The sequence below is a fragment of the Litoribacter ruber genome, from assembly GCF_018449405.1.
GTDB lineage: Bacteria > Bacteroidota > Bacteroidia > Cytophagales > Cyclobacteriaceae > Litoribacter > Litoribacter ruber.
Genome location: NZ_JAHCMY010000004.1, coordinates 196,603 through 215,986, shown reverse-complemented (window position 1 = coordinate 215,986; position 19,384 = coordinate 196,603). Strand labels below are relative to the sequence as shown.

Here is a 19,384-nt window from a genome sequence, read left to right as displayed (position 1 = left end):
CGTTAATAAGCCGCTAGATATTTTAGTTTTTCCTTAAATCTGTTTTCGGGCAAGAAATTCTTCTCTAGGCTTGGGGCAAAAGGCACCGCGGTGTCCAAACTGCCCTCCCTCATCACAGGTGCATCCAGGGATTCAAAGCAATGCTCGCTGATCCAAGCCGAAAGCTCGGCGCCTATCCCTCCGGTCAGACAATCCTCGTGAAGGATGATGGCTTTCCCGGTCTTTTTGACTGTCTCCGCCACTGCGGCTTTGTCCCAGGGCAAAAGTGTCCTCAGGTCCAGGATATCCGCCTTGATTCCACTTTCATCCACAGCTTTTTTAGCCCAATGGACTCCCATGCCATAAGTGATAATGCTTACCTCATCTCCTTCGGACACAAGGTTGGCTTTGCCGATTTCGATGGTGTAGTAATCTTCTGGGATACTTTCAGAAATGGAACGGTAGAGCGCTTTGTGTTCAAAAAACAAATAAGGGTTTGGATCCTCAAGTGCTGCATTGAGCAAGCCTTTGGCATCGTATGGGTTTGAGGGGTAAACAATTTTCAAACCCGGGGTATGGAAAAACCAAGCTTCATTGGACTGGCTGTGGAAAGGTCCCGCAGCCACTCCGGCTCCAGTCGGCATTCTTACCACCACATCGGCATTTTGCCCCCATCGGTAATGGCTTTTAGCCAAATTATTGACAATCTGATTGAATCCGCATGTGACAAAGTCAGCAAACTGCATTTCTACCATAGCCTTGTAGCCCTTGATGGAAAGCCCAAGGGCCGTGCCGATGATGGCGCTTTCACAGAGTGGCGTGTTGCGTACCCTGCCATTGCCAAATTTTTCCAAAAACCCATCGCTGATCTTAAAAACCCCGCCGTAAGCGCCGATATCCTGGCCCATTAGGACCAGGTTAGGGTATTTTTCCATGCTTTGCCTGAGTGCATCGCTGATGGCGTCCACAAATCTTCTTTCGGTTTGTTTTTGGGTTTTGGGGAAAATAACCTCCTGCTGAAAGGGTTTGTGCATATCGGCCAGCTCCTGCGTAGTATCGGCCTGCACTGCTTCTTCGCCAAAAGCGATCTCCAATCCTTTATTGATCTCTGCTTTAATTCGTTTATTGATGGATTCCCATTGCTCCTGGTTTAGGATTCCGCTGTCCATCAGGAATTTTTCGTAATTGGTTACCGGGTCTTTTTTCACCCAGGTGTCAAATAGATGTTGCGGAACATACTTGGTGCCTGAAGCCTCCTCATGACCACGCATCCTGAATGTCATGGCTTCTACCAATATTGGCCTAGGATTTTGGCGTATGTCCTCTGCCAGCCTTTTGATGGTGTCATAGACCTCCAGAACGTTGTTGCCGTCTATTTTGATGGTCTCTATGCCGTAGCCGGGACCTTTGTCCACAAAATTCTTGAATCTAAACTGCTCCTCACTTGGAGTGGAAAGACCATAGCCATTGTGCTCCACCATGAAGATAACCGGTAATTGCCACACGGCCGCTACATTTAGCCCTTCGTGGAAATCTCCCTCAGAGCTCGCCCCGTCCCCGGTAAAAACCAAGGTAACCTGCTGCTCACCGGATAGCTTGTTGGCCAAAGCAATCCCGTCGGCAATAGCGAGCTGGGGACCGAGGTGGGAGATCATGCCCACGATATGGTGCTCGTTGGTGCCAAAATGGAAAGAACGGTCGCGGCCTTTGGTATAGCCTGATTTTTTACCCTGGAATTGGGCAAATAGTTTTTCCAACGGCAAATTGCGCCCCGTGAAAATCCCCAGATTTCTATGCATGGGGAGAATGTACTCCTCCTCTTTTAAGGCATTGACAGCGCCTATGGAGATGGCCTCTTGGCCCCATCCGGAAAACCATTTGGAGATTTTGCCCTGGCGCAAAAGAATCAGCATTTTCTCTTCGATCCTTCTCGGCATGAGCAGGGACTCGTATAGCTGTATGAGGGTTTCATTGGAGTAGTCTTTTCGGTCAAAATTAATCGCTGGCGATAATGTTTTCTGATCCATGGGTAGTGTTAGCTTGTTAATGACGCTGCCAAATTAAGCCTTAATTGCCTGAAAGCAAACAGTTGATATTTGGGTGTGATAGGCTTGGATTTTGGGTATGGGTTGAAAATTCTGTATTTTGATTTTTAACCGAAAAAAGAACCGACAGCAGGGTGGTTTAATAAAAAAGACCGAATTTTAGAACTTATATTTTGCAGGGCATTGTTGAATGGTTATGACAGAAATTTTTGTAAAAAACATGGTTTGTCCACGCTGCGTGATGGCCGTGGAGGAGATTTTGGCCAAGATGGATATTGGTTTTGAAAGGGTGGAACTAGGCAAGGCTGTGATTTATGAACCCCTCAGCCCCGATAAAATGCTTGAACTTGAAGGAAGGCTTAGGTCAATGGGCTTTGAAATCCTGAAAGATAAGGATGTGCAGAAAATCGAGCGGATCAAAATCCTGCTTCAGGAAAAGCTTCAGCATGAAAAGATAAAGGATGACTTCAATCTTTCAGATATGATTAAGAGCGACTTGGCAGAAGATTATAGCCGCCTAAGCAACATGTTTAGTAGCCTGGAAGGGATGACCATCGAAAAGTATTTCATAAATCTCAAGATAGAAAAGGTTAAGGAGTTGCTTTTCTACCAGGAACTGACTCTTAGCGAGATGGCTTGGGAGCTGGGTTATAGCAGTGTGCAACACCTTTCCACGCAGTTTAAGAAAGTGACGGGCATGACGCCTTCGGAATATAAAAAGCTGAAGCATAAGTCGAGAAAGGGGCTCGATGAGGTGTAGGGGGGTGAAATGTGAAATGGGTCACGAAGGGCTCTAAGTCTACACAAAGGCTTCCCTGATTCTTTGCGAAGAAAAACTCCGTGACTGTGTCCCCATTCGGGTTATGGAAGACTTACTGTGGCTTTTTTACTTTTGAGGGACCCAATAGGCTTTTGTAGGTGGAGGGGAGGTATTCCCAGCCGTAGTAGTTGATATTTTTGATTTGGGCGGATTGGCCCATATAGCTTTTTAATACCTCTGGCAATTCATTTTTGTGGGGCTCGATCTGGAAATTGGGCTTATGGGCTTTTACCAAAAAGATATTGAAATCTTCGATTAAAAGCTGGTAACCTTTTTGTTCACAGAAGGTCTGGAGCGTTGCCATGCTGAGGGTGGAATTTTGGTCCAGCTCAATTACCTCTACAATTTCTGGGTAAAGCACCAATGTTAGGCTTTTTTCTTGGGCAAACGAGGAAGTTGCCGAGTACAATAAAGCTAAAAAGATAATGGTCTTCATAGGTTTTTAATCCAGACGTGTCTGCTTAAGAGTATGTCTTGGTAGATTTTTTGCATTTCCGCAAAAATTGGAAAGGCTATTGCTTATATATAGGGGATTGCTCACATTTTAAGCTTTTTATACTAACCACTTACATATTATGGGACTATTGCCAGACAATTACGAGAAGTATGTCCGGTTTTTTGGATTTATATACAAATACTGGAACAGTGATGTATTTGCACAAAGCTCTTCGGCGGTGGTTGATTCAGAGGTAGAGGAGGAGCACAAGGAGCATGAAGCCTCAGAACCCAAAGAGTTTGCTGAAGACCTCAAAAAAATGGGGCCTACCTATGTGAAGCTGGGGCAGCTGCTCTCCACCAGGCCGGATCTGTTGCCTGATGAATATCTGGAAGAGCTTGCCCATTTGCAGGATGATGTGGAGGAAATCTCCTATCAGGAGGTGGAAGGTATTTTTCACGAAGAACTCGGCGTGAGTATTTCCAAAGCATTTAAGGATTTCACCAAAGAGCCTATGGCCAGTGCCTCCATAGGTCAGGTCCATTTGGCCGTGTTGCATTCGGGTCAGTCTGTAGCGGTAAAAATCCAAAGGCCTGGGATCCGTAAACGCTTTGTGGAGGATTTGGATGCGCTGTTTGAGATGTCCAAACTTGCCGTCAAGTATACTGATTCGGCCAAAAAATATGCGGTGGATGAAGTGATAGAAGAGTTAAGATATATACTTTTAAAGGAGCTGGATTATACTACGGAGGCCCAAAACCTTGAAACTCTCAAAAAGAATCTGGAGGAATTTGAATACCTATTTGTGCCGGCGCCCATTAAGTCATTTTGTAGCAGCAAGGTGTTGACTATGGAATTGGTGGAGGGGAAAAAGGTCACGAAAGTTTCTGGCTATAGCCGCACCGAGACCGATTACAAACCCATGGTGGATGATTTGGTGCAGGCTTACCTAAAGCAATGTATTGTAGATGGATTTGTTCATGCCGACCCACATCCGGGGAATATACATATTACCAAAGACAAGCACCTGGCCCTGATGGACCTGGGCATGGTAGCACACTTTTCCCATAAGTTGAAAGAGAAAATCATGCGATTGATGATTGCCTTGAGCGATTATGAAGGGGATAAGGTGGCGGATCTTTTGGTAGAGATGAGTGAATTTGATGAACATGAAGCTGATATTCACACTTTCCGCAAAAATATTCTCCGTCTGGTACAGGAAGGGGAGCATGCCAAAGCGACCGAAATGCAAACCGGCAGGCTGCTTATTCATATCAACAGGGTGGCGGCTCAAGCCGGTATCCATATTCCCGTTGAACTGAATATTTTGGGTAAGATTTTGCTGAATATGGACCAGATCGTAGCTGTGTTGACACCGGATTATGACCTGCAGAAAACGGTGAGGGACTATGTAGAAAGCCTCATGCAGAAAATGATGTGGAAGGAGCTGAGGCCTGGTAATTTCTTCCAGATGCTATTGGATGCCAAAGGGCTGATGGAAAACATTCCCCAGCGGTTGGATAAAATAACGCAGAAACTTGCAGACAATGAGCTTAAACTGAAGATTGATGCGATAGATGAGAGAAGGTTTACGGATGCTTTTGAAAAAGTGGCCAATAGGATCACGCTTGGGCTAATTGTCGCATCTATGATTATCGGGGCAGCCATGCTTATCCAGATACCTACAGACTGGACTATATTAGGTTATCCCGGCCTGGCGATAATATTATTCCTGACTGCAGCCTGTATTGGCTTTTATTTGATCTATCAGATATTGATCCATCATGATCATTTTGATAAGTAGAGGGCTGACCCAGAGGGAGGCTTTCAAGAAAATAAAAATCTTGGTGAAATCCCTGTAGAAGTCAAGATAGCGCTGATGATTATGTTCGAATCAACTACTACCTTCACTTCAGGAATTTGGCTTTATTCTTTTCCCACCAGCTTGTTTTGATGTCTTTGCTAAGCTCATCAATTTGCTCGGCGGTTATTTTACTTTTTGAGGTGGTTTCCCTTAGTTTCAGAAAGTCCAATAACCTCTCCAAGCCCGTAAGATCAGTTTCATCCGAAACCCTTATTACAATTTCATTATCAATTTTCTCTATCTTCATGATGACTAATTTAACGATAAATTGCTTAGAGTGGTTGTTTTGCCATAATAAAAAAGCCCCACCAATCGGCGGGGCTTAGTTTTATTTTTAATCAGCGTTTGATTAAATCAAATCCACGCTTCTCTTCACAAATTCAGTCAGGTCCTTGCCTTTTAGCATGCCTTGCGAAAGCATAGCCAAGTCTACTGCCTGCTTGGCGATTTTGGTCTGGGCCTCCTCGTTTTCAGCATTCAGGATTTTGTCCACCACTTTGTGGTTTCCGTTCACGGCAATTTTGTATTGGTCAGGAAGTGAGCCGTAGAAGCCCATTCCTCCGCCGGTTTGCGCCATGTCCTTCATTCTTCTCATGAACTCTTCCATGGTGATGGTCACAGGAAGCTCTTCAGGATTCAAGCCTTCTACCTCTACGGTGAAGTTTTGGTTATTGATGGCTTTTTCGAAGATTCCCCTCACCTTAGTCGACTGTTCTTCGGTCAGGACGTTGCTAAAGCTTTGGTCCTTATTGATGAGCTTGTCGGCCACATCGGCATCCACTCGCTTCAGGTTAGTCTTCTCAAGTTTCTGCTCCAATTGGTTGATGAAATGGCTGTCGATTGGTGAATCCAATACCAAAACATCATAATCTTTCTTGTTGGCAGACTGTATGAAAGTGTCCTGCTTTTCAGCATCAGTAGCGTAAAGGAAGATGACATTATCATCCTTATCGGTTTGGGCCACTTTCACTTTTTCTTTGTATTCCTCCAAAGTGAAGTATTCGTCTTTGGTGTTTTTCAGCAACGCGAAGTCTTTACCTTTTTCGTAGAATTTCTCCTCGGAGATCATTCCGTACTTCACGAACAATCCGATATCATTCCACTTCTCTTCGTAAGCCTTGCGGTCCTTCTTATAAAGTTCACCCAGCTTATCCGCCACTTTCTTGGTGATGTAGTTGTTGATTTTCTTCACATTGCTGTCAGCCTGCAAGAAGCTTCTAGACACGTTTAACGGGATATCTGGAGAATCAATCACACCGTGCAACAACATCAAGAATTCAGGAACGATGTCCTTTACCTCATCGGTGATGAAGACCTGGCGGCTGAATAATTTGATCTTGTTTTTCTGAAGTTCAAATTCGTTTTTCACCTTTGGGAAATAAAGTACACCAGTAAGGTTGAAAGGATAATCAACATTGAGGTGGATCCAGAACAAAGGATCTTCACTCATAGGATAAAGCTCCTTGTAGAAAGCTAGGTAATCCTCGTCCTTCAGTTCATTCGGTGATTTGGTCCAAATGGGGTCAGTGGTGTTGATAATGTTGTCTACCTCTACGGACTTGTACTTGGTTTCACCTTTGTCGTCCTTGCCGTCTTCTACAGACTCGGTTTTGGTTTCAAACTTGATCGGTACAGGGAGGAATTTGCAGTATTTGTCCAAGATGCCCTGAAGCTTCCATTTGTCCAAAAACTCTTCAGATTCCTCATTGATGTGGAGGATGATATCAGTACCTCTTTCTTTTCTGTCGCCTTTGCTAATTTCAAATTCGGTGCTTCCGTCACAGGTCCATCTGGCTGCCTCAGCTCCATCCTGATAGGATAGGGTGTTGATTTCCACGGTATGGGCTACCATGAAGGCAGAGTAAAAACCAAGACCGAACTTACCAATGATCTCATTGGCATCCTTCGCATCTTTGAATTTCTCCACAAATTCGGCCGCTCCGGAGAAAGCGATCTGGTTGATGTACTTTTTGATCTCCTCGGCGGTCATACCAAGGCCTCTGTCAGAGATGGTGATGGTCTTCTTGTCCTTGTCGAAGCTAACCTCGACAGTTGTGTCACCCAAATCGCCGTTATACTGACCTAATGTCGCTAAGCGCTTGATTTTTTGGGTAGCATCCACGGCATTGGATACCAATTCCCGAAGGAAAATCTCATTGTCTGAGTATAAAAATTTCTTGATGATCGGGAAAATATTCTCGGTATGGATCGAGATGGTGCCTTTTTCCTGCATAATTGATATGATTTATGTTTTAAATGAATACACGTTTGATGAGCATATTTAATCAAGGGGTGTTCCAATTGATTTTTAATGTCAAATTGTCAGCGGGTGGTGCCTTGAAGAAAAATCAAAGGTTGCTCTTATGGATTGGTATTAAATCCGGGTTGAGAAATGACTGATAGACCTAAAATATGGCGTTGAGGTTAATTTATCAATTTAATCATTCAAAATATAAAAACAAATAATCTACTGTTCACCTACGTAAATAATGGTAGTTGATACGCTCTTGATGCGCTGTTGATACCTGTATGATTAGAATTATATTCTGAATTAGATTGTTTTGCTTCCCGTTTTCGAAATTATGTATATCGTACACCTTGGCCGTTTTAGTAGGTTCAATTTGACTTTATTCTGTAGGATTAAGGTGGATTGAACAGTATGAGGGATTTTAAGTTTTAAACTTAAAATGACGAACGTCATATTTTTGAAGCATTCTATTTATTTGATTGCATTGCGGAATGTGTTTTATTTAATAATTCCTAAATTTAACCTACAATAAACCCACATACATATGGCATATTATCATAGGCTAGGCGAATTGCCGCCAAAGAGACATATACAATTCAGGCAGCCGGACGGTTCCCTATATAAGGAGGAACTGGTAAGCTCAAAAGGCTTTTCGGGCATCTACTCCAATCTCTATCACATCTACAATCCCAATAGTGTTAAATCGATTGGAAAGCCTGTGCCGTTCGACTGGGATATTGCCAAGGAATATGGCCTGAAGCAGACCCACCTTAATACTTCCAAAATCTCCACCACTGGAAAGGATTATCTAAATGCCCGCAAGATGTTGTTGAAAAACAATGATGTGATGATGGGCATCTGTGTGCCGGAGGAGAGGAAAATGGATTACTATTTTAAGAATGCTGATGGGGATGAGCTGATCTATGTCCATGATGGTGAAGGTTACATGTATTCCCAGTTTGGCAAACTAAAAGTCAGTAAAGGCGATTACATCGTTATTCCAAGAACTACCATTTACCGCTTTGAGTGGAATGAAGGCCCGCTTCGACTTTTGGTTATTGAATCCCATGGTCCCATTGAAACCGTGAAGAGGTACAGAAATGAAGTAGGGCAACTTTTAGAGCATTCCCCTTACTGTGAGCGAGATATACACCCGCCAACAGAATTGCATATCGAAAAAGAAAAAGGAGACTATCTGGTGCAGATCAAAAAGCAGGGGATGCTGCACCAATATTCTTATGAGCATAGCCCACTGGATATTGTGGGTTGGGATGGATATCTCTATCCTTATACCATGTCCATTCATGATTTTGAGCCCATCACAGGCCGAATCCACCAGCCGCCACCGGTACATCAGACTTTCCAGGCATGGGGTTTTGTGATTTGTTCCTTTGTGCCAAGGCTGTTTGACTATCATCCACAGTCTATTCCGGCACCCTATAACCACAGCAACATTGACTCTGATGAGGTGTTGTATTATGCTGAAGGGGAGTTTATGAGTAGAAAGGGAATTGATAGGGGTAGCTTTACTCTACATATGGGCGGTCTTCCTCATGGTCCTCATCCGGGTACTGTTGAGAAAAGCCTAGGAGCGGAGAAAACGGAGGAGTATGCCGTGATGCTGGATACTTTCAGGCCTTTATTTGTCACTACCGCCGCCTTGGATTATGTGGATAAGGATTATCCGATGAGCTGGACAGAGTAGAAGTATGAAGTAAAAATGTAAGAAAATGGCCACAAAGGCCTCAAAGTTTTCACGAAGTTGCACAAAGGCTAGTTCGCGGAGAAATTTCAATATTAAACTTCTAACCCTCCCGATCCCCGAAGGGAGGATCGGGGAATAACCTTCTAAACTGCGGAAGTGGGAAATGTGAATGATGAATGATGAATGTCGAATGATGAATAATGAAGATTGAAAAAGAAAAAGACTGCCCCGTGTTGGATCGCGAGGGCAGTCTTTTCTGTTTTTACTAAAAAATCAACGAAAACTACATCCCAAAAAATTTAAGTTCTTCTTCCAGTGACATTTCCTTATGCTTGATAAGCTGTCTTTCGATCAGACTTTTTTCCACTGAAAGGCGGTTAAGACTAACTGAATGAGCGTGGTGGTGGGGCTCCCAGTCAAAATTTTCCGCATCCTGCTGAAAAGTATCTTTCAAACGGGTCTTGATGACAGATTTCACCTGGTTTACAAGTCCGTTTAGCGAAAGGTCATCCGGCAGCTTGACCAAAAAGTGTATGTGGTCAGGCATGATGCAAAAAGTCCCCCTGTGGTCAGGGATGCTGCCGATGAAATCTCTCAAAGTCTCGTCAATGGTATCAATCCACTCTTTTTGGAAGAGAGGCTGGTAGCCTTTGGCGCTGATGACTAAATGGGTCCATATTTCAGTATGTGAGTTTCTCATATCTGTTGATGAATTATTCGAATTTAGAAACAAATGATTAAAAATAAAAATCGAATTAATAAAAAAAATTCCTTTCAATGATCATTGAATGTTTTAATAATAACAAATCATAGGATTATTTCAAGAGTGGTCAAATAAAAACCCCGCTAACGTTGAACTAGCGGGGTTTGATGATGAATGTAGCTTTTTTGTAAAAAAGACGTTTATTTTTTCAATACAGGAAGTAGTGGTTGACCTGTGGCGCCATTTGGCAATCTAGTTTTTAACAGCATAGCCAAAGTAGGAGCAATATCTGTAATAGTGCAGTATTCAGCACTTTGCCCTGCTTCAATGTTCCATCCATAAAAAAGGATAGGCACATGGGTGTCATATGTGTATCCCGTGCCGTGGGTAGTTCCTTTCCAAGAGCTAGAAAGCCAGGCTGGCTCAAAAATCAGCAATACATCACCGGAAGCTTTATGGTTATAGCCCATTTGTAACAGGTGAGAGCGGCCTTTGATAAACTGGCTTCTTCTCAAGTCAGAAGCAGTATAAGCTTCTTTGATTCCTTCAAACTTGAGTACGTACTCTGCAAGAGCCCGCTGCATTTCTTCCAGATTTTTTCCTTTTTCAGCGATCAGCTTTCTGTTTAGGAAGATTTGCTCGTTGGAGTAATTTTCAATCCATTCACCCTCACCAAACTTGTCATTGGCAAAGCCTTTCAGTTGGGTTACCAGAAAACGGCTGTCCAAATTGCCGGCAGGCACATTTTCACTCTTCATGTATTCCACGATATCCGCTACGCCGTGATCAGCGGTGAGGAATACCAGATAGTTTCCTTCGCCATAGGTCTCATCTAGGTAGGAAAGGAATTTTTCGATGTCCTGATCCAATCTTAAGTAGTTGTCTTCCAATTCCACGGATGTAGGTCCAAATCTGTGGCCGATATAGTCAGGTGATGAAAAGCTGACGGCCAAGAAGTCCGTTTCGCCTCTCATGCCCAACTCTTCGCCTTCGATAGCAGCATAAGCCATGTCCAAGGTATAGGTATTCCCAAATGGTGTGGAGGAAATCATGCCCAGTCCACCATTCTCTTCCTGTAGTTCAGTCAAATTATATGGGAAGTCGGTTGTCTCCTTACCTGCAAAGTTGCCTTCAAACTCGTTGGCGTCGTCAATGCTTTGAATATAGGAGTCGATTGGGTAAAGCGTTTCCCAATTGCCATCCAAGTACTTAGCCGGGAGTTTTTTATTGTTAAAATCCTGAACCCACTGTGGGAGTTCATCATAATAATAGGTAGAGGTCATGAATTCCCCTGTGTTTCCATCGTACCAATAGGCATCACCGAGATGGCCGGCAGGAAGGGCTGCTCCTCTGTCTTTCAGAGCAATTCCGATTGTCTTTGACCTTTTGTTGGAAGCAAATCTCAGCTCATCGGTGATGGTGGTGGATTTCATGTTGCGTGGAGAAATCAAGCCAGCTTTTTCCGATCCACCCACATAGGAAACGGTGGTGTCCTCGGCACAATAAATTGATCTTTCCAGCTCCCTTACATACCAGTTGTTGGCAATAATGCCGTGTGTGGCAGGTGTGGCGCCGGTATATACGGATGCGTGGCCTGGGCCAGTGTAGGTGGGGATATAGTTGTAGTGGGCATTTTGCATCATAAACCCATCTTTCACAAGTTTTTTGAAACCTCCGTCTGTATATCGATCGCTGAATTTATATAGGTATTCCTGACGCATCTGATCTACCACAATCCCAACTACTATTTTCGGCTTTTCTGACTCTTGCTGGGCAACTGCAAAGCCTACAGTCATCATCCAAAGCATGGATGCCAGAACGGTTATTTTCTTCATGGAATATGTTTGATTTAATAGTCTGCCGCAAAGATAAGAAATCCATATGAATAGGGCTGATGGACTTCGGATGAATGGGCAAAGGCATAGAATAACTGAGAGTTTTGGTAGTAATTATTAACCAATTTTAATGCTCTTTAATAAAAAGAGGTTGGTAAATTACATAGAAAGAGGCATTTTTATGTTTTTGAGAAAAAGTATGGATATGAATATGAAGAAATTATTATCAATCATTCTTTTAATGGCTATAGGGCTGGGGGAGGCTTTTTCCCAATCTTATTTTGATGACGGCCTTGACGCAAAATTTCACCGCGAGCGCCGTGAGGCTTTTAGAGAGCTGATGCCCGAAAAGTCAGTGGCAGTTTTCTTTTCCTCTCCGGTGAAAAACCGATCCAATGACGTGGATTTTATTTATCACCCCAACACGGACCTGTTTTACCTTTCCGGTTTTAGGGAGCCCAATGCGGCTTTAGTGATTTTTGACTCCCCTGTGGAAGTGGACGGGGAAATGGTGGATGAACTCATGTTTGTGCAGCCAAGAGATGAAAATGCCGAAATGTGGAACGGAAAGCGTCTGGGAGTGGATGGCGTGAAAGATAAGCTAGGTTTCCAGCAGGTATTTCTAAACTCTGAGTTTGAAAAAGTTCTGGAAGGGGATTTCCAGAAGTTCGACAAGGTTCTCTCTTTTTCACTAAATAAAGCCATAGAAGAAAGCAACAGTAACAAAGACCTGCAGCAGATGAGGGAGAAGTTCATGAGTGCCGTGGAATATCCTGAAGATGCGAGTGAAGTTACCGGGCAATTGTATGAACTGATAAAAACCACGGATATCGAAAACTCCGCCAATGTGGCCCAGGTGATAGGCCGGTATAGAAGGTTTTATCCAGAAGTGGAAAACAATGAGGTGCTGAATGATTTTCTAAACGCGGACTCTCCGGAGAAGCGCATGGAGGTTCGGGAAAGAGTCCCTAATCACAAAGTTGACATTGCGGCTTTGCCTCAGATGATGGATTACCTGCGTGAAACCAAAACCCCAGAGGAACTTGCCATGCTTAAAAAGGCGATACAGATTTCGGCCATCGGACAGGTGGAAGTAATGAAGGCGCTCAAGCCAGGCATGTCTGAAAGGGAAGTTCAGGGGATTCATGAGTTTGTTTACAAGCGCTATGGTGCTGAGGGGGTGGGATACCCTTCCATAGTTGGTGCGGGAAACAATGGATGTATCCTTCATTATATTGAGAATGATAAAAGGGATATAGATAAGCGATTGATCCTGATGGATCTTGGGGCCGAGTTTAGGGGGTATACGGCGGATGTTACCCGCACCATTCCGATTTCTGGCAAGTTTACTGAAGAAGAGAGGTTGATCTATGATTTGGTCTACAAGGCCCAAGAGGCAGGTTTTGAGCAGTGCAGGCCTGGAAATGATTTCAGTGAGATCGGAAAAGTAGCCCAAGAGGTGATCAATGAGGGACTAGCGGAGTTAGGGATCATTGAAAAAGGACAACGTCACCGCTACTTTCCTCATGGGACCAGCCACCATTTGGGACTGGATGTGCATGACAGAGGTACTTTCGGGACACTTCGTGAAGGTATGGTATTGACCGTGGAGCCTGGAATCTACATTCCAGAAGGTAGTGATTGTGACCCGAAATGGTGGGGGATCGCGGTGAGAATCGAAGATGATGTGGTAATTACCGGTGAAGGTTATGAAAACCTGTCTGCATTTGCCCCGAGGTCAAGTGAAGAAATTGAGAGAATGATGGAGCAGACGAGTGTTTTGGAAGAATGGGTGCTGCCGGAGTTGGATTAAGTGGGGTGCTTCTCGAAAAAAGTAAAGGGACACAGAGTTCCACTGAGTTTTAATGGAGTTTCACAGAGCCTGTCTGCCGACATAGGAGGTTTCCCACTTCGCGGAGAAAAATTGAAAGCTTGGATTAAGTGCCAAATTAATTTAGGACGTGATATGATGAGTAGTGAAAATTTGGCTTGGTGCTAGACTAAGCGTGATTCAGTCTCCGGTCTTCCGTCTCCGGTCTATTTTAACATCTTCGAATTAAATAAATAAGTGAAAAGAGGCCTCTGAGCCTCTTTTTTGTTGATTAAGGTTTTTAATTGGCTGAAAATCAAATAGCCTATATTTTTTAACATTTAAAATAGAGTATCGGAATACTTTTTGATTTTACTATCCTGAAAATGTTTCACAAAAATTAAGAAAAATAAAATCCCATCTCTCAAAATGGTGGTTTTGTTAAAGTATACTTGTAAAAAGTACCAAAAATAATTTTTGTATCTAGTTTTTCTCTAAAAATTCTCAGTGTTTTAGGTTAAGTTTTAAATCAATATGCTTTTTAATTCCCTCGAATTTGCAATTTTTCTGCCGATAGTGTTTTTCCTTTTCTGGGCTTTGTCCAAAAAAGGCGTGACTGCGCAGAACGTGCTGTTGTTAGGAGCCAGCTACTTCTTTTATGGATGGTGGGACTGGAGGTTTCTTTCGCTGATATTTTTCAGCTCCCTTATAGACTACTTTGTAGGGCTGAAGATGGCCAAAACAGATGAACCGACTGCCCGGAAGCATCTGCTATGGATAAGTTTGGGAGTCAATCTGGGTTTTTTGGCTTTCTTTAAGTATTTTAATTTCTTCATGGACAGCTTCACCGAAGCATTTACCTTCTTTGGAGCCAGTATCCCGGCTAGCCGGCTGAATATCATCCTGCCGGTGGGGATCAGTTTCTACACCTTTCAGACCCTGAGTTATTCGATTGATATTTATTACAAAAGGCTGCAACCAACCAGAAACCTGTTGGCGTTTATGGCTTTTGTGAGCTTTTTCCCCCAGCTTGTGGCGGGACCTATAGAAAGGGCGACCAATTTGTTACCACAGTTTTTCAGGGAGAGAAAGTTCAATTACGAGAATGCTTCTCAGGGTTTAAAGATGATGCTGTGGGGCTTTTTTATGAAAGTGGCTGTGGCTGACCGTTTGGCCATTTATGTAGATGATGTGTTCCAAAGTCCCGAAACCCACAGTTGGCTCACGCTGTCTGTGACCACCGTGTTCTTTGCTTTTCAGATCTATGGTGATTTTGCGGGGTATTCCCTGATTGCAATTGGTTGTGCCAAGTTGTTTGACTTTGAGCTGATGACCAATTTTAGGCGGCCATATTTTGCCACTTCATTCAAATCATTTTGGGGCAGATGGCACATTTCACTTTCCACCTGGTTTAAGGATTATGTTTACATCCCGTTGGGGGGGAGCCGAGTGAGTACCCAGCGGTCAAGTTTTAACCTGATGGCCACCTTTATTATCAGCGGTTTTTGGCATGGTGCCAATTGGACCTTTATCGTATGGGGTGCCTTGCATGGTTTTTATCAAATCCTTGAGAAATATTTAGTAAAAGGCAATGTGCCCAAGTATCTCATGATGGTCATTGTATTTGCCTTGACCTGCCTGGCCTGGGTGTTTTTTAGGGCTCCATCGGTTACGGATGCTTTTGTGGTGATATCTAGGATTTTGACCGGTGCCGGTAGCGGGTTGTATTTTGGGGACAAAGGTATATTCCTGTTTGGCCTGATAGCCTTGTTGATCCTTTTCGTCAATGACTACATTACGGAGTACAAACCAAATTTGCAGCTGATCTATCACCCACAGGTGGTGGTGCGGTTCAGCGCCATACTTTTGATATTAATGTACATCACCGCTTTGGGGGTGTTTGACAGAAGCCAATTTATTTATTTCCAGTTCTAAGAATATTTTTAAAAAATTATGAAAAAATTGCTGATCAAAATCGGGATCGTGTGCGTAGCATTTGTGGTGTTGGACCTGGTGGTTGGAAGCTTTTTGCTTAACCTGTTGGAAAAGTCACCTGATGGAAGGTATTACAAGACCAGGTATTCACTTGAGGAAGCGCAAGAAGACATCGTGATTCTGGGTAGCTCAAGAGCTGAAGGGAATTATTCCCCTGCGGTGATGGAAGAAAGCCTGGGGATGGAAGTTTGGAATGCAGGAAGAGGCGGGCAGGGCTTGCCGTTTTGGGCAGCCATGAACAGCGGTATCCTTGCCCGATATACTCCTGATGTGGTCATAATCAATGTTGAAAACGACTTTCTGAAGGAAAGTGTGGATGACCAGAGTTTTGAACGGGCAGCCGGTATACTCAGACCATTTTATAACAGGCACAATGCCGTCAAGAATTTTGTGGACATGGTTTCGGATAAGGAAAAATTGCTTCTTAAGTCCAACCTGTATGCGTTCAATTCCAGCTTTTACTATATGTTGAGGCCCTACCTTTTCGAGGGGATCGATGGCCGGGTGGAGGACAAGGGGTGGAAGCCACTGAAGGGATCATTAGCCGGTAAGGATATCCCTGAAAGAGTGATCAATGAACACGACCAGGAGGCCCTTGATCCGGAAGCTATTATGATGTTTGAGAACTTGGTGTCAGAACTGCAGAATAAGGGTAGTAAGGTGGTGTTGACTCTTTCGCCGGATTACAACAAGAAGGTGGTGACAACCCCCACGTTGGAATACTTGAAAAGTGTGGAAGGGGTGTATGTGCTGGATTTTTCCAATGATGAATATTTCACCAAGAATCCAGAGTTCTACACTGACCCCATACACTTAAATAAAGAAGGGGCCATGGAGTATAGTCGCAAACTTGCCCAAGAACTTAAGCCTATCTTAAATGGCAGTAAAACAAAGAAAAATCTAGCCGTGTGGAATGAAATAAGATAGGGGTTGGTCGCCCAACCCCTCAATTCATTTTCTTAACCTGTTGTAGATCCTGGTGGTAAACCTTGGACGGTCCTCCATCACATTTAAGTCGTCTTCGGAAATACGTTTGACGCTTTCGATGGTGTAGAAGGCTTTGTCATTGCTGGATTTAACTTTTCCGATAAATTCCTGCAGGGCATCTCTTTTCATTACTGTAAAAAGTAAATTTACTTTCCCATATCTCCCTTCCGCTCCCACATTGGTGAAGCGGAAGTTTTTTTCCTTCATAAACTCAATCAACTCCGGCATGGGCTCCGGCGTGATTACCCTTACGAGCACCCTTCCCAAAGCTAACTTTTCTTCAAAAATCATCCCCACATAGGTGCCCATACCGAAGCCTGCTGCGTATGCAACATACGACAGCGGGTTGTCGATGTTTTGGAAAATCTGCCCGATTGCCAAAAGCCAGATCAAGGCCTCGAAAAAACCAAGAAAAGGCGCCACCTTCTTCTTTCCTGCCAACACAAACATGATCCGCAGGGTACTAATGGAAACATCGCATACCCTAGCCAGAAATATCAATACCGGCATGATAAGGTAGGAAAATACTTCCTGGCTAATGCCCAGGGAAAGCACAAAGTCATTCATGGTCTTTTCATTTTATGCGGTGCAAAGGTAGGAACCTTTATTAGGAAGGCATAATGAAAGAATCAAATCTTGAGTGGGCGCCCGACTTTTGTGGCCAAAAACAGAAATATCGCAGATGCCAGTATCATCAGCCAAATGAATAAGTCCCAATTTCCAAACAAATCGAACAGGATGCCGACCAATAAGGGACCGACCGCGGCGAGAAAATAACCGATGGACTGGGACATGCCGCTGAGTGAGGAAGTGGTGGCATCGGACATCGTGCGTAGACCTATCAGCGTATAGGCAAGGCTGATACTCGAGCCTAGGCAGAATCCGACAAGGGTAAGCCCTACATAAAGAAGTGTTTCACTGTAGGCAAAGAATGCTGAGAAACCAATTATATATGCCAGTCCCAATACTGCTCCTAGGCCCACTTGATCCTTAAATTTCACAGCGATCAGAGGGGCGGTGAATGCGCCGGCTAAACCTATGACTTGTATGCCCATGATGATCCAACCCGCCTCTGATGGGGAAAAACCCCGGGTAATCAAAAGGTCAGGCAACCAAGTGATCAGGGAGAAAAAAATAAATGACTGAATGCCCATAAATAGGCTTACCTGCCAGCCAAGTTTGGACTTCCACACCTGCACGGAGGTAGTTTCTGTAAATGATTTGGCAACAGGCATTTTCTTTTTGCCGATTTGGGGCAGCCATACCAGCAGCCCTATTACAATAAGACCAATCCAAGAAAGCAAGGAGCCCCTCCATCCAAGATTAAAAATAGTGGCTAAGGGTATGCTGACCCCAGAGGCCACCGCTGCCAAAAGGGTCATGCCCGTAGTGTAAATACTGGTCATCAAGCCAATTTTGTGGGGCATGGTGGTTTTGATGAAAGGAATCAAAAGCACGTTTCCAATTACTATGCCTACCCCAGTCAGGCCTGTGCCCAAAAACAGTAGCCAGCTTCCCCCAGCAACCCTGATCACTGTTCCGATTCCTATAATCAGCATGCCTAGGAAAATTGCGCGGGCATTTCCGAGTTTCCGACCTATTGCAGCGGAGAAAATGGAGAAAGTGGCAAATGTCACCAAGGGTAAAGTGGTGAGAAATCCTGCCCAAGCGTTGGAAAGGCCCAGTTCCTCCCTGATCATGGGGATCAAGGGGCCTACTGCGGTTATGGATGGGCGAAGGTTAAACGAAACCAGGACCACACCCAATACCAATAGCAGGGTGTTTCTTGAAGTTTTTTGGCTCATCGGATTTTAACTATTTTGGAACACCAGATCTTCCAGGCATTCCACCCATTTATCGGTACTATTGAGAGAGGGGACAAGCTCCCAGTGTTCACCGCCTGCTTCCATGAATATTTCCTTGTATTCTTCGCCCACCTCTACAGTGGTTTCCAGGCAGTCGGCAACAAAGGCTGGGGAAAATGCCAGTACCTTTTTGTTTCCGGCTGCGGCAGATTCCTTTATTACGTCTTCGGTGTAAGGCTGGATCCAGGGGTCATTGCCGAGTCTGGATTGGAAACAGGTTTTCACCTTTTCCTCAGGCAGTCCCAGTCTGTTCGCAATTAGGCGAGTGGTGAGGAAGCATTGGGCCCGATAGCAGAATTGATTTTTTTTAGTATAGGTGGCACAGCACTTTTCGCTCAGCTGGCAATAGCCATCGCAAGAGGCTTTTTTGATTTGCCTTTCGGGCAATCCATGATAAGAAAATATATATTGGTCAAATTCTTGCTTATCGGTGTACGGCCTGCTCACGCTCTCCCATGCTTCCACAAACTTGGGGTGCTCGACAAAGTTGTTTACGAAGGTGATATTTGGAATCACTTGCCAAGTTCTGGCAATCTCCATCACCTTGTCAACGACTGAGCCATTGGTGGCGGAGGCGTATTGGGGAAAGAGAGATACAACAATGATCTTGCGGACATTAGCTTTGTTGAGCCTGTTGAGTCCAGCTTCGATGCTGGGAGACTGATATCTCATGGCAAATTCAACGTGATAATCTTCAGAATGAAGTTTGGCTTCAAGTTTGGCTTTTACATCCTGGGTATGGTAAAGTAGCGGGGAGCCGCGATCGGTCCATACCTTGCGGTATTCATGAGCGGACTTGGGAGCCCTAAATGGGGCAATGATTAAGTTTACCAAAAACCAACGGCCTATCGGGTTGATGTCGATTACCCTGGGGTCCATTAAAAATTCTCTGAGGTATTTGCGTACGTCGCCGGTAGCGGTGCTATCGGGAGTGCCCAAGTTTACGAGCAATACCCCGATTTTAGCTTTGTTTTTATTCATAAGAAATAACCCTGTAATTCTGATTGGTTGATAAACAGAACCAAAAATACGGGCTTATGTTAAGATACCCAATTTTTTGAGGAAGGGCCTTAAAAAAGATTCAGTACAGAA

Annotated in this window: 15 protein-coding genes; 6 read left to right on the top strand and 9 right to left on the bottom strand. The window is 44.1% G+C overall.

What is annotated here, in order from left to right:
• Positions 1-2 precede the first annotated feature (2 nt).
• Complete coding sequence (locus KI659_RS09690) at positions 3-2,006, bottom strand: alpha-ketoacid dehydrogenase subunit alpha/beta (protein ID WP_213945145.1); 2,004 nt, start codon at positions 2,004-2,006, stop codon at positions 3-5.
• A 214-nt stretch (positions 2,007-2,220) separates the two neighbouring features.
• Here KI659_RS09690 and KI659_RS09685 point away from each other — a divergent pair, with 214 nt between their 5' ends.
• Positions 2,221-2,784: a helix-turn-helix domain-containing protein gene (locus KI659_RS09685; RefSeq protein ID WP_213945144.1), complete on the top strand. Its 564-nt coding sequence runs from the start codon at positions 2,221-2,223 to the stop codon at positions 2,782-2,784.
• Positions 2,785-2,896: 112 nt separating this feature from the next.
• On the opposite strand, the gene KI659_RS09680 is transcribed toward KI659_RS09685, so the two are convergent.
• Positions 2,897-3,280 carry a hypothetical protein gene (locus tag KI659_RS09680; RefSeq protein WP_213945143.1) on the bottom strand — a complete coding sequence of 128 codons (384 nt, stop codon included), beginning with the start codon at positions 3,278-3,280 and terminating at the stop codon, positions 2,897-2,899.
• Positions 3,281-3,419: 139 nt separating this feature from the next.
• Here KI659_RS09680 and KI659_RS09675 point away from each other — a divergent pair, with 139 nt between their 5' ends.
• Complete coding sequence (locus KI659_RS09675) at positions 3,420-5,084, top strand: ABC1 kinase family protein (RefSeq protein ID WP_213945142.1); 1,665 nt, start codon at positions 3,420-3,422, stop codon at positions 5,082-5,084.
• A 103-nt stretch (positions 5,085-5,187) separates the two neighbouring features.
• Here KI659_RS09675 and KI659_RS09670 read toward each other — a convergent pair whose 3' ends face one another.
• Together KI659_RS09670 and htpG are read right to left on the bottom strand one after the other, a co-directional pair.
• A complete protein-coding gene (locus KI659_RS09670) occupies positions 5,188-5,391 on the bottom strand; it encodes a hypothetical protein (protein WP_213945141.1) in 204 nt (67 codons plus the stop codon).
• A 102-nt stretch (positions 5,392-5,493) separates the two neighbouring features.
• Positions 5,494-7,377, bottom strand: a complete 1,884-nt coding sequence (htpG, locus tag KI659_RS09665) for a molecular chaperone HtpG (protein WP_213945140.1) — start codon at positions 7,375-7,377, stop codon at positions 5,494-5,496.
• Between the two features lie 559 nt (positions 7,378-7,936).
• On the opposite strand from htpG, the gene KI659_RS09660 reads away from it, so the two are divergent.
• Complete coding sequence (locus KI659_RS09660) at positions 7,937-9,097, top strand: homogentisate 1,2-dioxygenase (protein ID WP_213945139.1); 1,161 nt, start codon at positions 7,937-7,939, stop codon at positions 9,095-9,097.
• Between the two features lie 283 nt (positions 9,098-9,380).
• On the opposite strand, the gene KI659_RS09655 is transcribed toward KI659_RS09660, so the two are convergent.
• On the bottom strand, positions 9,381-9,797 hold the full coding sequence (locus KI659_RS09655; protein WP_213945138.1) for a transposase: 417 nt from the start codon (positions 9,795-9,797) through the stop codon (positions 9,381-9,383).
• A gap of 203 nt (positions 9,798-10,000) precedes the next feature.
• Positions 10,001-11,635, bottom strand: coding sequence for an alkaline phosphatase PafA (gene pafA / locus KI659_RS09650; RefSeq protein ID WP_213945137.1), 1,635 nt, complete (start codon positions 11,633-11,635; stop codon positions 10,001-10,003).
• Positions 11,636-11,765: 130 nt separating this feature from the next.
• Here pafA and KI659_RS09645 point away from each other — a divergent pair, with 130 nt between their 5' ends.
• From KI659_RS09645 to KI659_RS09635, 3 genes are all read left to right on the top strand, one after another.
• Entirely contained in the window at positions 11,766-13,448 is a 1,683-nt protein-coding gene (locus KI659_RS09645; protein WP_317195949.1) for an aminopeptidase P family protein, read from the top strand.
• A gap of 531 nt (positions 13,449-13,979) precedes the next feature.
• On the top strand, positions 13,980-15,380 hold the full coding sequence (locus tag KI659_RS09640) for an MBOAT family O-acyltransferase (RefSeq protein WP_213945136.1): 1,401 nt from the start codon (positions 13,980-13,982) through the stop codon (positions 15,378-15,380).
• A gap of 18 nt (positions 15,381-15,398) precedes the next feature.
• Positions 15,399-16,367 carry an SGNH/GDSL hydrolase family protein gene (locus KI659_RS09635; protein WP_213945135.1) on the top strand — a complete coding sequence of 323 codons (969 nt, stop codon included), beginning with the start codon at positions 15,399-15,401 and terminating at the stop codon, positions 16,365-16,367.
• 24 nt (positions 16,368-16,391) lie between these two features.
• Here the strand turns inward: KI659_RS09635 and KI659_RS09630 are convergent, their stop codons facing one another.
• From KI659_RS09630 to hemH, 3 genes are all read right to left on the bottom strand, one after another.
• Positions 16,392-16,994, bottom strand: a complete 603-nt coding sequence (locus tag KI659_RS09630) for a DUF2179 domain-containing protein (RefSeq protein ID WP_213945134.1) — start codon at positions 16,992-16,994, stop codon at positions 16,392-16,394.
• Positions 16,995-17,056: 62 nt separating this feature from the next.
• Complete coding sequence (locus KI659_RS09625) at positions 17,057-18,232, bottom strand: CynX/NimT family MFS transporter (protein WP_213945133.1); 1,176 nt, start codon at positions 18,230-18,232, stop codon at positions 17,057-17,059.
• 6 nt (positions 18,233-18,238) lie between these two features.
• Positions 18,239-19,273, bottom strand: coding sequence for a ferrochelatase (gene hemH, locus KI659_RS09620; protein ID WP_213945132.1), 1,035 nt, complete (start codon positions 19,271-19,273; stop codon positions 18,239-18,241).
• Positions 19,274-19,384: the final 111 nt, after the last annotated feature.

What these genes read in the sequence shown, in the direction of transcription:
- KI659_RS09690 (WP_213945145.1), bottom strand. Translation starts at nt 2,006, where the DNA reads ATGGATCAGAAAACATTATCGCCAGCGATTAATTTTGACCGAAAAGAC.
- htpG (WP_213945140.1), bottom strand. Translation starts at nt 7,377, where the DNA reads ATGCAGGAAAAAGGCACCATCTCGATCCATACCGAGAATATTTTCCCG.
- KI659_RS09625 (WP_213945133.1), bottom strand. Translation starts at nt 18,232, where the DNA reads ATGAGCCAAAAAACTTCAAGAAACACCCTGCTATTGGTATTGGGTGTG.
- KI659_RS09670 (WP_213945141.1), bottom strand. Translation starts at nt 5,391, where the DNA reads ATGAAGATAGAGAAAATTGATAATGAAATTGTAATAAGGGTTTCGGAT.
- hemH (WP_213945132.1), bottom strand. Translation starts at nt 19,273, where the DNA reads ATGAATAAAAACAAAGCTAAAATCGGGGTATTGCTCGTAAACTTGGGC.
- KI659_RS09635 (WP_213945135.1), top strand. Translation starts at nt 15,399, where the DNA reads ATGAAAAAATTGCTGATCAAAATCGGGATCGTGTGCGTAGCATTTGTG.
- KI659_RS09660 (WP_213945139.1), top strand. Translation starts at nt 7,937, where the DNA reads ATGGCATATTATCATAGGCTAGGCGAATTGCCGCCAAAGAGACATATA.
- KI659_RS09675 (WP_213945142.1), top strand. Translation starts at nt 3,420, where the DNA reads ATGGGACTATTGCCAGACAATTACGAGAAGTATGTCCGGTTTTTTGGA.
- KI659_RS09680 (WP_213945143.1), bottom strand. Translation starts at nt 3,280, where the DNA reads ATGAAGACCATTATCTTTTTAGCTTTATTGTACTCGGCAACTTCCTCG.
- KI659_RS09630 (WP_213945134.1), bottom strand. Translation starts at nt 16,994, where the DNA reads ATGAATGACTTTGTGCTTTCCCTGGGCATTAGCCAGGAAGTATTTTCC.
- pafA (WP_213945137.1), bottom strand. Translation starts at nt 11,635, where the DNA reads ATGAAGAAAATAACCGTTCTGGCATCCATGCTTTGGATGATGACTGTA.
- KI659_RS09640 (WP_213945136.1), top strand. Translation starts at nt 13,980, where the DNA reads ATGCTTTTTAATTCCCTCGAATTTGCAATTTTTCTGCCGATAGTGTTT.
- KI659_RS09685 (WP_213945144.1), top strand. Translation starts at nt 2,221, where the DNA reads ATGACAGAAATTTTTGTAAAAAACATGGTTTGTCCACGCTGCGTGATG.
- KI659_RS09655 (WP_213945138.1), bottom strand. Translation starts at nt 9,797, where the DNA reads ATGAGAAACTCACATACTGAAATATGGACCCATTTAGTCATCAGCGCC.
- KI659_RS09645 (WP_317195949.1), top strand. Translation starts at nt 11,766, where the DNA reads ATGCTCTTTAATAAAAAGAGGTTGGTAAATTACATAGAAAGAGGCATT.